This window comes from uncultured Vibrio sp., assembly GCF_947488985.1.
Taxonomy (GTDB): domain Bacteria; phylum Pseudomonadota; class Gammaproteobacteria; order Enterobacterales; family Vibrionaceae; genus Vibrio.
This window is the reverse complement of the sequence record NZ_CANLBV010000040.1, coordinates 20143-32394: the sequence shown is the minus strand read 5'-3', so window position 1 is coordinate 32394 and position 12252 is coordinate 20143. Positions and strand designations below refer to the sequence as shown.

The 12252-nt window shown below is 45.7% G+C and carries 10 protein-coding genes; 2 read left to right on the top strand and 8 right to left on the bottom strand.

The features are described from left to right. Positions 1-61 precede the first annotated feature (61 nt). From Q1A70_RS10865 to Q1A70_RS10835, 7 genes are all read right to left on the bottom strand, one after another. Positions 62-244 carry a maltose acetyltransferase domain-containing protein gene (locus tag Q1A70_RS10865; RefSeq protein ID WP_299690678.1) on the bottom strand — a complete coding sequence of 61 codons (183 nt, stop codon included), beginning with the start codon at positions 242-244 and terminating at the stop codon, positions 62-64. A 451-nt stretch (positions 245-695) separates the two neighbouring features. Next, entirely contained in the window at positions 696-869 is a 174-nt protein-coding gene (locus Q1A70_RS10860; RefSeq protein ID WP_299690675.1) for a hypothetical protein, read from the bottom strand. A 338-nt stretch (positions 870-1207) separates the two neighbouring features. Beyond that, positions 1208-1759 (bottom strand): copper-binding protein, encoded by a 552-nt coding sequence (locus Q1A70_RS10855; protein ID WP_299690672.1) that lies wholly within the window; start codon positions 1757-1759, stop codon positions 1208-1210. A gap of 63 nt (positions 1760-1822) precedes the next feature. Then, positions 1823-4960 carry an efflux RND transporter permease subunit gene (locus tag Q1A70_RS10850; RefSeq protein ID WP_299690669.1) on the bottom strand — a complete coding sequence of 1046 codons (3138 nt, stop codon included), beginning with the start codon at positions 4958-4960 and terminating at the stop codon, positions 1823-1825. After that, positions 4957-6669, bottom strand: coding sequence for an efflux RND transporter periplasmic adaptor subunit (locus tag Q1A70_RS10845; protein WP_299690666.1), 1713 nt, complete (start codon positions 6667-6669; stop codon positions 4957-4959). The genes Q1A70_RS10850 and Q1A70_RS10845 overlap by 4 nt, the downstream gene beginning before the upstream one ends. Before the next feature lie 14 nt (positions 6670-6683). Next, complete coding sequence (locus Q1A70_RS10840; protein ID WP_299690686.1) at positions 6684-7961, bottom strand: TolC family protein; 1278 nt, start codon at positions 7959-7961, stop codon at positions 6684-6686. A gap of 219 nt (positions 7962-8180) precedes the next feature. Continuing rightward, the gene (locus tag Q1A70_RS10835; RefSeq protein ID WP_299690664.1) at positions 8181-8570 is read right to left on the bottom strand and encodes a hypothetical protein; all 390 of its coding nucleotides are present in this window, start codon (positions 8568-8570) and stop codon (positions 8181-8183) included. Positions 8571-9376: 806 nt separating this feature from the next. On the opposite strand from Q1A70_RS10835, the gene Q1A70_RS10830 reads away from it, so the two are divergent. Further along, positions 9377-10033, top strand: coding sequence for a 2OG-Fe dioxygenase family protein (locus Q1A70_RS10830; RefSeq protein ID WP_299690661.1), 657 nt, complete (start codon positions 9377-9379; stop codon positions 10031-10033). After that, positions 10017-11252, top strand: coding sequence for a cysteine desulfurase-like protein (locus Q1A70_RS10825; RefSeq protein WP_299690658.1), 1236 nt, complete (start codon positions 10017-10019; stop codon positions 11250-11252). Before Q1A70_RS10830 ends, Q1A70_RS10825 begins: the two co-directional genes overlap by 17 nt. Before the next feature lie 110 nt (positions 11253-11362). Here the strand turns inward: Q1A70_RS10825 and Q1A70_RS10820 are convergent, their stop codons facing one another. Beyond that, entirely contained in the window at positions 11363-12187 is an 825-nt protein-coding gene (locus Q1A70_RS10820; protein ID WP_299690655.1) for a DUF2797 domain-containing protein, read from the bottom strand. Positions 12188-12252: the final 65 nt, after the last annotated feature.

Sequence of the window (12252 nt, the reverse complement as noted above, 5' to 3'; positions counted from 1 at the left end):
GCTGGCATTCATGTTGATGTGGCTACCGATGTATTGTTGAACGCGAAATGTACAGCAAAGATCAACACGCCCTAGTCGCAGGAATCTCACCCATTAATTGATGCTGTAGCTCGCTACGTTGGGTTGCATCAAACGTTTGGTTTAGGGTGTGCAACAAGTTTGAAGCGTTGTTACGGATATCATTGATACTTTGATCGCCACCATCAAAGTCTTTGCCTGTCATCATCTTTTCAAATTCGGTCATTACGTTTCCAATCCATGCATCATAGGGGGCTAATAAGGGCTAGTTAGCTCTCCCCAAGTTAATCTACATGACGAAATTTAACGCAATAGTGATATGATAAGAAGTGACTTCTTTTCACTAATGAGTTGACTCATAGGAATATCATGATAGAGCTGTCGCGATTACTTAAATATGACATGAATTTGCTGATTTGCTTGTATGTACACACTCAATTATGCGGTGAATATGTCAAATATTGCCAGTGCAGTCAGGTTGTGTGAGAGCTGCGATCTGATTTTTAGTTATCCGAATAGATGTTTACGCGAATTCGAATATAACCCTGACATTGTGTTAAAGCGTTTACCCTAGAGCTGTCACCTGGTGGGTTGTTCTTAATATGGAACAAGCTATTAGATAATGATCCTAGCCATAAATGGCTTAGGGAACTCATAGTAAAACCCTGTTCCGTATGTTACGTAAAATGCCAGCTTAGATGCCCACTATATAGTGCGGAGAGTACGGCGACCACGAAAAAGTACTGTCCAACCTCTTTCCAACCCTTATTGCCTTTTGACCACAGCGTATTAACCACTTCCGCTGCTTCATCGTATAACCCACCTTGGATGGATTCACATACGTTCATCATACTGACTACCTAGCACTTACCCGAATTGTGGTTTTCATGAGGAACGTCCTCTCACGATTCTTTTCCCACTCAGCCAACGGCCAAGTTTCGTTACTTTGTCCGAGCCGCTGCTTTATTCAGGCTCGTAGGTTCATCTGGTGATACAGACGGTTTTCTCATAAAGCGGTGAACAACGCTTCATACGACCTCAGGTCGCACGAACATAAATGAGTTACGGTAACTACTTAATTAAAGAGTTAGGGATTAGTTTTTCTTGGGTAAAGCTGTCCTCAACAATTGTCTATGTCGTGAACAACTTTACACGTTTGATATAGAGAAACTATGCTTTAAATCCCAACCTAAAGATCAATTTTTTTAACCATTCCCGCCTCAGCATGACCAGGCATATTACAGGCAAACTCAACCTCTTTTTTACCATGGAAATGCCATAGAATTTGCTTCGCTTTACCGGGCTCAACGGTGACAGAGTTTCCACTGTCATGCATGTGGTCACCGGACATATTCTTCATCATTTCGCGGTGTTCAAGCTGTTCTTTTGGCGAGCCAATCACAAACTCATGGTTCATTTTTCCTGTGTTCATTACAACAAACTGAACAACATCGTTAGGCTCAATCTTCACATCGCGCTTAAACTCCATCGTCATATCGTCACTTAGCACAACATGCATCACTTTGTCTGGCTTGGCTCCTGTAGCGGGCATTCCCACTGCAGACATACCCACCATACTCATATTTGAGTGATCCATTTTACTATGGTCCATATCCGCATGATTCATAGCGGAATGATCCATGTTTGAGTGGTCCATCTTGCTGTGATCCATATGTTCCGAACTTGCCATCACGCTTCCAGTCACAACGGTTAGAGCGAGTGCAATTAGATAAGTTTTCATAATCATTTCCTTTATGCTTGTTGGGTAGCGACAGTCATAAAGACTGACTGTCGCGAATTAAAGTTAATTTGCGTTTGAAGATTGCGTAATTTCACGCTGTTTCCAAAGTTTAAAAATCGCTGGAATCACTACCAGTGTTAGCACTAGCGCTGACGCCATTCCTCCGATCATCGGGGCAGCAATCCGTTGCATCACTTCTGAACCGGTGCCCTCGCCATACATGATTGGAATGAGACCGATAATCACGGTCAGCACCGTCATCATTACGGGTCTCACTCGTAAGCCCGCGCCTTCACGGATTGCCTCAATAAGTAATTGTTGATTTAACGATATGCCCTTTTCTGAAGCCTCGAGCTTTGTGTAATGCCATGCTTGATTGAGATAGACCAACATGATGACCCCGATTTCAACCGCTACCCCTGCAAGCGCTATAAAGCCAACCCCAACGGCAATAGAGAAGTTGTAGTTAAGGTGGTGCATTAACCAAAGCCCGCCAACCATTGCTAGAGGAAGAGTAAGCATGATAATCATTACCTCGCCGACTCTTCGGAAGCTAAAGTAAAGTAGCAGCATAATGATCGCGATTGTGATTGGAACCACGATACTCAATCGCTCTTTTGCGCGCTCCATATATTCATATTGACCAGACCAGTTGAGGGAATAACCTGCGGGTAGGGTTAATTCTTCCGCCACTAAACGCTGCGCTTCTTCTACATATGAACCCAAGTCACGACCATCAATGTCCACAAACACCCAACCATTCGGGCGCGCATTTTCAGTCTTGATCATCGGCGGGCCATCTTCATAGCGGACATCGGCGACATCAGCTAAGGCGATACGTGCACCATTAGGGGTAACCAAAGGTAAGTTCTGCAGCTTAGTCACCGAATCACGGTAGCTTTGAGGATAGCGAACATTGATTGGGTAACGTTCTAAGCCTTCAATAGTCTCACCCACATTCATGCCGCCAATTGCGGTAGAAATCACTTGCTGTACATCGCTGATGTTGAGGCCGTAGCGAGCCGCAGCACGACGATTAATATCAATCGTCACATAACGCCCACCGGCTACACGTTCTGCATACACCGAAGCGGTGCCTTCTAAGGTATTAAGCAGTGGCTCAAGTTGTGCCCCTATACCTTCAATTACCTCAAGATCAGGGCCTGCAATCTTGATACCTATCGGCGTTTTTATTCCGGTCGCCAACATATCAATACGCGTCTTAATCGGCATGACCCATGCGTTAGTTAGGCCGGGGAACTGGATCAAGCTATCAAACTCTCGGCGTAATGAGTCTGTTGTCACACCTTCACGCCACTCTTCGCGCGGTTTTAATTGAATGACCGTTTCAATCATCGTCAGTGGCGCAGGATCAGTCGCTGTCTCAGCACGGCCGACTTTTCCCCATACCGTCTCAACTTCCGGTACGGTCTTAATCAGCTTATTCGTTTGCTGTAAAAGCTCTCTAGCTTTACCAATAGAGACACCTGGGTAGGTGGTCGGCATGTACATCAAGTCTCCCTCATCTAAAGGAGGGATAAACTCACTACCTAACTTTGATGCTGGGTAATAGGCCGAGGTCATCAAGGCAAGCGCCAACACAATAATGGTTTTCGGGTATTTCAAACTTGCGTTAAGCATTGGCTTATATAGGGAGATTAAGCCTCTATTAACGGGGTTCTTATGTTCGGGCAATACATTGCCTCGAATGAAATAGCCCATTAGAACCGGAACTAGCGTAATTGCAAGACCCGCAGAGGCGGCCATTGCGTAGGTTTTGGTAAACGCCAGTGGAGAGAACATCTTGCCCTCTTGTCCTTCTAGCGCAAACACAGGCACAAAACTTAGCGTAATAATAAGCAGTGAGAAGAACAAAGGCGCGCCCACCTCTTCTGCTGCTTTAGTAATGACTTGCCAGCGGTTGTTATCATTGAGAGGCGTACGCTCGATATGCTTATGCACATTCTCAATCATTACAATGGCCCCATCCACCATCGCACCAATCGCAATAGCGATCCCCCCCAATGACATGATATTGGCATTGATACCTTGCCAGTGCATGACAATAAAGGCCGACAAGATGCCAACGGGCAGGCTCAACGCAATAACTAAGGAAGAGCGAATATGGAATAGGAATAGGGCACAAACAATTGCGACAACGATGAATTCTTCAGCCAATTTCTTCCATAAGTTTTCAACAGCAGCATCGATTAGCGTTGAACGGTCATAAGTTGTGACAATCTCCACTCCCTCTGGCAAGCTTCTCTGCAGATCTTCCAGTTTGTTTTTCACCTTCTCGATCACTTCGCTTGCGTTTTCGCCAAAACGCATGACGACAACTCCACCAACGGCCTCACCTTCTCCATTAAATTCGGAGATGCCTCGACGCATCTGCGGTCCCAAGTTGATGTCCGCAATATCACCCAATAGCAGTGGCGTGCCACTTTCTGTGACTTTCAATGGCAGTGATTGGATATCTTCAACACCAGATAGGTAACCCGTTGTACGAACCATATGCTCAGCTTCGGCATTTTCAATCACCGATGCACCGGTCTCCTGGTTGCCATTTTTGATCGCCATATTGACTTGTTGAAGCGTTAGGTCGTACGCACGTAACTTAGCTGGGTCAATTTGAACTTGATACTGCTTAACCATCCCTCCCACAGTAGCGACTTCCGATACGCCATCAACGGTTTGTAACTCATACTTTAAGAACCAGTCTTGAATACTTCGTAGCTCAGCTAAGTCGTGTTGGCCGGTTGTATCTTGCAAAATATAGTTAAAGACCCAGCCTACACCTGTCGCATCGGGCCCCAATGTTGGCTTCGCGCTCGGCGGAAGGTTAGGTGCAACCTGACTCAAATACTCTAATACGCGTGAGCGTGCCCAATACATATCGGTATCATCATTGAAAATGATGTACACGTACGAGTCACCAAAGAACGAGAAGCCTCGTACCGTTTCAGCACCCGGCACTGCCAGCATTGCCGTGGTAAGGGGATAAGTCACTTGATCTTCGACGACTTGCGGCGCTTGCCCTGGGTAACTGGTCTTGATGATCACCTGCACATCTGACAGATCTGGAATGGCGTCAACAGGGGTATTCTTAACGCTATAGAGCCCACCGAGCACCAAACCTAACGTGGCAAGAATAACCAAAAAACGGTTACGGATAGACCAACGAATAATGGCACCAATCATTGTTCACCCTCACCTTTTTTCAGCGCTTTCAACACATAATCTGAGCCTTGCTTCTCTACCAGAAATTCGACGCTTTGTGCTTCAGCGTAACCTGCAAGGTCAACACTTGGGTCAGCGGTAAAGTTCATCTCTCCAGCCGGCCAGCCCCAAACATCAACAGCATCGTGAGACAGAGTAATCATGCCAAAATCTGCCATCAGCATCGTAATGTCTCCACGTACCCATACCTGGTTGACAACAGGCGTTTGATCCACTTTCAACTCAACAATTTCATACATGCCGTCTGGTGTTTTCTTCATCTCGAAATCTATCGCTTGCCCTAACTCAAGCCCGGCCGAAGTAACATCTTCTGCTAGGTTAAAATTCATCACCATTCCCGGCCAATCCCACTCCGGAACAGGTTGGTGGTTAATCGTCAACATAGCGTGACCGGGCATGACGTTAGTGATCTCTCCTTTAGCCCAAACCGTCTCAGCGGGCGCTTCCACGCCATTGATACGGTCAAGGTCAGCACTTTGAGATGACTCTGAATCGAGCATAAAGTGTGCTGATATGACGACTTCATCCTCCAGCGATAACCCTTGCGTTACCTCAATACGCTCGCCTGCTTCACGACCCACCTCAATTCGGGCAGAGCGATACTTCCCTTTGCCCTCTGACAACACGACTCGTGTCATTCCACCAGAACGAATCACCGATGGACGTGGAATCGTCAAAACCTGCTCTGATGTTTGGGGCCGCAACGCTATGTTGGCGAACATGTTGGGCTTGAGCTCACCCATCGGGTTATCAAATTTAAGTCGAACCCTAAGCGTACGAGTTTTCGGGTCTAAAATAGGGTAGACATAATCCACTTGTCCTTGCCATTCCTTACCCGGAATCGCATCAAGTGTCATGGTTGCGAGACTACCGGATTTAATCCAGTGAGACTGACGCTCAAAGACCTCAGCATCCACCCATACTTCCGCCAGAGGACCTGCACTGATTGCAGCTTGCGCAGGTGAAAGATAACCACCCTCACGAACATTTAGACTCGCTATCACACCATCGGTCGGGGCTTTAACCGCAATATTTCGCACCACACGTCCACGACGTTTGATGCTATCAATCTGGCTCTTATCAACACCTAACGTCATCAAACGCTCTGACGCTCCTTGCACGAGCCCTTTACGCCCACTTCGATAAGCGTTGAGGAGCTCTTCTTGCGCTTTTACTAGTTCAGGGGAATAGAGGGTAAATAGCGTTTCGCCCCTTTTAACATGATCGCCCACCGAATTGACATTGAGCTTTTCTACCCAACCTGCGACCCTCACATTGGTTTGCCAGAGCAGACTCTCATCGAAGGCGACATAACCTACGGTCTCTATTCTCGGAGATAATGCCTCTTTTTGCACAAATGCCGTTTTCACGCCCAGATTGTTCTCGACCGCTGGGTCAATTGTAACTGTGCCGGGTTTATCGTTGTCGCTTGCTAAATCTTCTGCGTAAACTGGGATCAGGTCCATGCCCATCGGCGATTTGCCAGGCTGGTCGCGTTGATAATTAGGGTCCATTGGCGCAACCCAATAAAGAGGTTCATTGCTTGCTTGAGCCGCACTGCTCATATCCGACATATCGTGTCCGGATATTGAGAACCAATGACTTGCGGAATAACCGAGGACACCGCCAATAACTAGGGCTAGAATTGCAACTTGATGAGTTTTATTCATTTTCTTTTACCTTTTTACTCTTCAATTTTGAGTTGTGGTGATGCTACTTGGTGCTCAAAGCCACCCAGTAAAGCTGCTAGGGAGCTATTAACAACGCTTAAATCAGTAATGAGTCGTTGATATTCAAGTTGCAAAGTCAGTTCATCCATCGATGCTTGAATCACATCACTGTATTGTGCGGTATTGTTCTGATAACCGCGCTCAACGGCCTGAGTTCTCGCTTGGGACTGATTTAGTAACGTTGATTGATATCGCTCTAGTCGCTGCCCCAAGTTCACACGATCAATAATTAACGCATTAACTCGAGCATTCAGTTGTGCCAACACCACATCTTTTTGCGAGCGTGCAGCCCCCACTTGGTATTGGGCCGCTGACAGTTCTCGGTCTTGACGATTATCAGTGAACAGTGGGATATCCATCGTGAGATAAGCACTCACTAAATCTGAGGCAGGACCTGACATATTGTCGGCTTGACGATAGGCGTACATCACCTCTACACCAAACTGAGGGGTATATGCCTGCTCTGCCAACTCGACTTGAGTCTGGGTCGCAGCAATGCTGGCATCAACCATATTCACCATTGGATGTTGGTTAAGTTTTTGATAGTGCTGATGAGAGTCAATATGATCGGCGAGGTAACTATCAAGCATCGGCCAAGCCAACTGATTACTGGCTCTTAGCTCTTTGTTTCGAGCTAGCCAATCATCTCCCAACCACTCCGAAAGTTGAGAAAGTAAACGCCTTTGCATCTGTGCATTGCTTTGAAGCTTTTCATCCAACTGACTGATTTTCAGTTGCGCATTAAGCACGTCTTGTGCTTCGCTTTTCCCTAAGCCGTAATTGGTTTGTATGAACTGCTCTAGCTCAACCAATAATGAGCGATTGGCTTTGAGGGTTTGTTCGGCATATTGCTGATAGCCGAGCTCAAGCCAAAGCTGGGACACGCTCTGAGTAACGTCTAGCTCACGACTTTTTACTTGTAACCCAATACCATCAGCTTTTTGATTGGCTTGTTTCTGTCTGAGATCTAGCGTTGATCCACGTTCGAACTGCTGCATTAAACCGACTGAGATGTTAGTCATTGGATCGTCGTCGAACTTGAAGCTATCGACTGGAAGACCACCAAAACCTACTTTGAGTTTTGGATCCATCAGGGTGGACTGAGCAACACCTGTCTCTCTCATTGATTGAGATTGCGCAAAGTATTGCTTGCGCCCATGATCGTTATCTAAGGCCTGTTGAACAAGTAAATCTAACTGAGCTTTCGCGTCTGCTTGTTCCTGCGCCGACATAGAGGCCACGCTTACATCATGTGCGATAACTGTATAAGGGGTGAATACACTAATGGCTAGCACACCGATTGCTAATTGATTTTTCACAATTTATTCCTTTTGGAAACACTTCAAGAACAGAGCTAAAAGGAACACATGGTTCGCCTTGCTTGTCTTTCTTAGAGCGTCAATATTGTTAAGCGAACTCTCTCGAGCTCAACAAATTATTGATAGGAAAAATTATGCTGAAGGTGGCCGTAACAGCGTCTGTAGACGCTCGACTTTTTGGCCTATGGTGAGATGTGTGTATGGAGCTAGCGAAGACTCTATCGAGGCAAGTTCACTGGTTGGCGTTAAAGGGAAATGAGCACCGCTGCAAGCAGCGGTACAACACATATGGACACCACTACCTGATTTACAATGCTCATCAACATCACTGGCTTGCTCTGTGGAATGATGCACGCTTGAACTCATCGAGTGACAATCGGTCAACTCTTGCTGCTCTGTTACCGAATGTGAGGTATCTATGACGTGGAATGACATCTTTGGAGTACTCGACGCATACGCAGACATCAGCATTGCGAAAATGCTGATAAGGGTAACCCAAATTGTCTGCCATTGATTGTTCATAACATGTCCGATGTCGATTCGGTATTCAATATAAACCCTGCCCTTAGGGTAAGGTCAAGAGTTTTATACTAATTACCTTTAAATATAAGCTTAGATGGTTTCAACGCTAATACACAACAGTACTTAACATTTGTGAGCACATGCCGCTTCTCTCGAAGCTACATCCATTTCCGTAGTGGATGTAGCTTCGTCCTCTTGTTTCTGTTTTAAATTCCACCCGTAACATACCGCTTTAAGCACTTTTGAGATTAAAAGAGCTATCAAGTTACTCTTCTAAAAGAATTCAGTCATTTGGAGCGGCCGAGTTCCCCCCGAACTCGACCTGTTCCAGACGCGCAAGCAAAGGTGTGTGGATTCTGGCGTACTCATAAATTAACCAATTCCAGTTTGTTGTGTAAATAATCAATAGCTTGGCGATTGATAGGTCGTATTTCGTGGTGCAAAAGCATAGAAATGAATGATTGTGAGCGTGATGCCTGAACTCATGCAAGAAGGCTGGCGTATTGAAGCGTGAGGGCAGACACAATATGAAACATCACTAGCTAGCTAGTTAATAATATCGTTATATTTAAATTTGTAGGGATTTATAACTAGCCAGTGGAGTGTGCTAGTTTTAAGAGTTGGTCATCTTTTATTCTAGTGTCATACACTGCTTTTGAATTTTCAGTTGGATTTAGTGTCTTAATTATTAAATATTACGGGATAAATGATTGTTTAATGTTGATTTGGCAAGATCTTCAAGTATCCTTTATGTAAGTAAAACGTTAAATATCGAAGGTTAATTAACAATTATTAAGGAGTCGATGATGTTGCATGCTCACGAAAATACCCTACATATTACCCACCTCAGTAGCCACGCAGTTGAGGAGTTGTCACCGTCATTCTCTAAGCTTCCAAGCACAGAGCACGCGGATGGTCAGTTTCGATTGAGAAGGTACTCGGTGGTTCAATTCAGTAATGGACAAGTCGTAGAGCTAGACAAACATAACTTTGTTCAGTCTGAAGACATTAATCACTTTCAAGGTGACGTTGTTCGCCAATTCGAGCCAATTGAAGCACCCATCCTAAGCAGCGAAGGTATGCAAGAGATGTGTGAACTGTTTATTGAAACTAACGGGCTTGAAGACGGACAAGAAATTGAAATCCACCAAATTCGTATCGCTGCTATTTATGAAGAGACGCAGGTTGCGCCAGAAGGCGTGCACCAAGATGGCTTCGACCACATTGCGTTAATTGGCGTTAACCGACACAACATTGTTGGTGGTGAGATCATGCTATACCAAGATTCTCATGAAGCGCCATTCTTTAGAAAAGTGCTTGAAAACGGAGATGTTACGATGCTTGCAGACAGTAAGTTGTGGCACAACGCACAACCGATTCGCACTATAGACCACGATGAGATGGGTTACATGGATTTGTTTGTGCTAACGGCTAAGGATGCGCGCAATGTCCTTCACTCTTAATGATATTCGCCAGCAGTTCAGTGCGTTAGGCCAATACCACGATGGTAAGCCCGTTACTTTCTTTGATGGCCCGGGTGGCTCTCAGGTTCCTGAAAATGTTTTAGCATCCATGACGGAATACCTAGGGCACTTTAATTCAAACCTCGGCGGTCATTACTTTTCTAGCCAAAAGACCACAGGTTTAATGCAACAAGCGAGAGAAGCGGCACAAGCGCTACTCAATGCTGAATCTTCTGGCAACGTTGTGTTTGGTGCGAACATGACATCTCTGACCTTCCAACTTAGCCGTGCAATCAGCCGTGATTGGAAAGAGGGCGATGAAGTTATTGTCACTGCGCTAGACCATTACTCGAATGTATCAAGCTGGCAGCAAGCAGCAGACGACAAAGGCGCGATTGTTCGCCAAGTTCGTGTCGACGAGTCGGATTGCAGCCTAGACATGGCGCACTTTGAGTCTCAGTTAAATGAGAAGACCAAGCTCGTTGCTGTGACGTTTGCTTCGAACACCACGGGTTCAATTGTTGATATGGCGAAGGTCATCGAGCTTGCACATCAACACGGTGCTCAGGTGTATGTTGATGCGGTTCACTACGCTCCTCATCACTTGATCGATGTTCAACAACTGAATTGTGATTTCTTAGCGTGCTCGGCTTACAAGTTCTTCGGCCCGCATGTGGGTATTGCTTACATTGCACCTCAATGGCTGCATACGTTAAAGCCTTACAAGGTTGAGCCTGCCACTAACATTGGGCCAGGCCGTTTTGAAACAGGAACACAAAGCTTCGAAGGCCTTGCAGGTGTGATTGCAGCGGTGGATTACTTGGCACAGTTTGGTGAGCCAACAGGTTCACTGCGTTCTCGTTTAGAGCAAAGCTACGCGCTCTATAACAAGCATGAAAGCCAGCTGAGTGAGTATTTCCTCAAGCGTTTAGGCGACCTTGAAGGGGCAAAACTTTATGGTAAAAAGGAGTTTGATTCGAACCTAAGAACACCAACATTCGCCATCACCTTTGGTAATCACTCGCCAGAGTTCATCGCTAAGAAGCTGGGTGAACATAATATCTGTGTGTGGAACGGACACTTCTACGCATTGGGTTTGGTAAAGCAGTTGGGTATCGAAGAGCAGGGCGTGGTGCGTATTGGTTGTATGCATTACAACTCGATTGAAGAGATCGACTTGTTGTTCAATGTTTTGGAAGGGGTCCTTCGCGAAGGTTAGTACGGTCAGAAAATAAATGTAAGAGTGGAATCACCGTAGTATTTTTGATGTATTTAATTGCTTAAAAACATGGCGACAGGGTGGTCGCCATGTTTGAATACGTTGGCTTGTTACGCAGAAACTTCTACTTCGTAAGACCCAAATTTACGGATGTTAATCACACCTGTATCTAAGATAAGGTATTGACCTTTTATGCCTTGCAGCACCCCCGTCACTTCAGGATTCTTATCAAAATTGTGCGATACAATCTTCACTGGGTGCTGCTCAACCGGGTAGCTCAATGAAGTGATCTCCTCACTGAGTACCTCGATAGCATCGTCACCGAATTTTGCTCTGATCTCTTGGATTTTATCCTCAACCAATGGCAACAGTTCTTTTGCTTTCTCTACCAACTCCATATCGTCGCCTTCGCCTTTTAGCAGCGTGCGCCAGTTGGTTTTGTCGGCGATGTGTTTTGCCGATTCAGCTTCAATCAGGCCAGAAATCTGACGAGTTTTTACCTTCAAAATAGGTAGACCTTGAGTCGCACCTTGATCAATCCAACGTGTTGGGATTTGAGTGTGACGCGTGATACCAACCTTTAGGCTAGATGTGTTCGATAGGTACACGAAGTGATCAACCATGCAGTTAGCTTCCGCCCACTCTGGCTCACGACAGGTTCCTTGATCGTAGTGGCAAGTTTCCGGCTTCATGATGCACATATCGCAGCTGGCTAGCTTTTTCATACAGACAAAACAGTGGCCTTGAGAGTAGCTTTTCTTGGTTTTCTTACCACAAGAGCAGCAAAAAATGTTGCCAGTGTGAGTTAGGTTGATGGTTTTACCAATAAGAGGGTTTAGCTCTACAAACTCTTCGCCTACAGGCAAACGGTAGGTAACCGCGCCATCAAGGGAAGCACTCATCTTTTTGAGTGTTCCTTTTGCTAATAAAGACATGACATTACTCGTTGTATTTTGATTGTTATTTCGTCGGCTCGCTTGCCTTGTGAGCAGGCAGTACG

Excerpts from the sequence above, each read along its gene's own strand:
- Q1A70_RS10855 (WP_299690672.1), bottom strand. The coding sequence starts at position 1,759 with ATGAAAACTTATCTAATTGCACTCGCTCTAACCGTTGTGACTGGAAGC.
- Q1A70_RS10830 (WP_299690661.1), top strand. The coding sequence starts at position 9,377 with ATGTTGCATGCTCACGAAAATACCCTACATATTACCCACCTCAGTAGC.
- Q1A70_RS10860 (WP_299690675.1), bottom strand. The coding sequence starts at position 869 with ATGATGAACGTATGTGAATCCATCCAAGGTGGGTTATACGATGAAGCA.
- Q1A70_RS10845 (WP_299690666.1), bottom strand. The coding sequence starts at position 6,669 with ATGAATAAAACTCATCAAGTTGCAATTCTAGCCCTAGTTATTGGCGGT.
- Q1A70_RS10820 (WP_299690655.1), bottom strand. The coding sequence starts at position 12,187 with ATGTCTTTATTAGCAAAAGGAACACTCAAAAAGATGAGTGCTTCCCTT.
- Q1A70_RS10825 (WP_299690658.1), top strand. The coding sequence starts at position 10,017 with ATGTCCTTCACTCTTAATGATATTCGCCAGCAGTTCAGTGCGTTAGGC.
- Q1A70_RS10850 (WP_299690669.1), bottom strand. The coding sequence starts at position 4,960 with ATGATTGGTGCCATTATTCGTTGGTCTATCCGTAACCGTTTTTTGGTT.
- Q1A70_RS10865 (WP_299690678.1), bottom strand. The coding sequence starts at position 244 with ATGACCGAATTTGAAAAGATGATGACAGGCAAAGACTTTGATGGTGGC.
- Q1A70_RS10840 (WP_299690686.1), bottom strand. The coding sequence starts at position 7,961 with ATGTCGGCGCAGGAACAAGCAGACGCGAAAGCTCAGTTAGATTTACTT.
- Q1A70_RS10835 (WP_299690664.1), bottom strand. The coding sequence starts at position 8,570 with ATGAACAATCAATGGCAGACAATTTGGGTTACCCTTATCAGCATTTTC.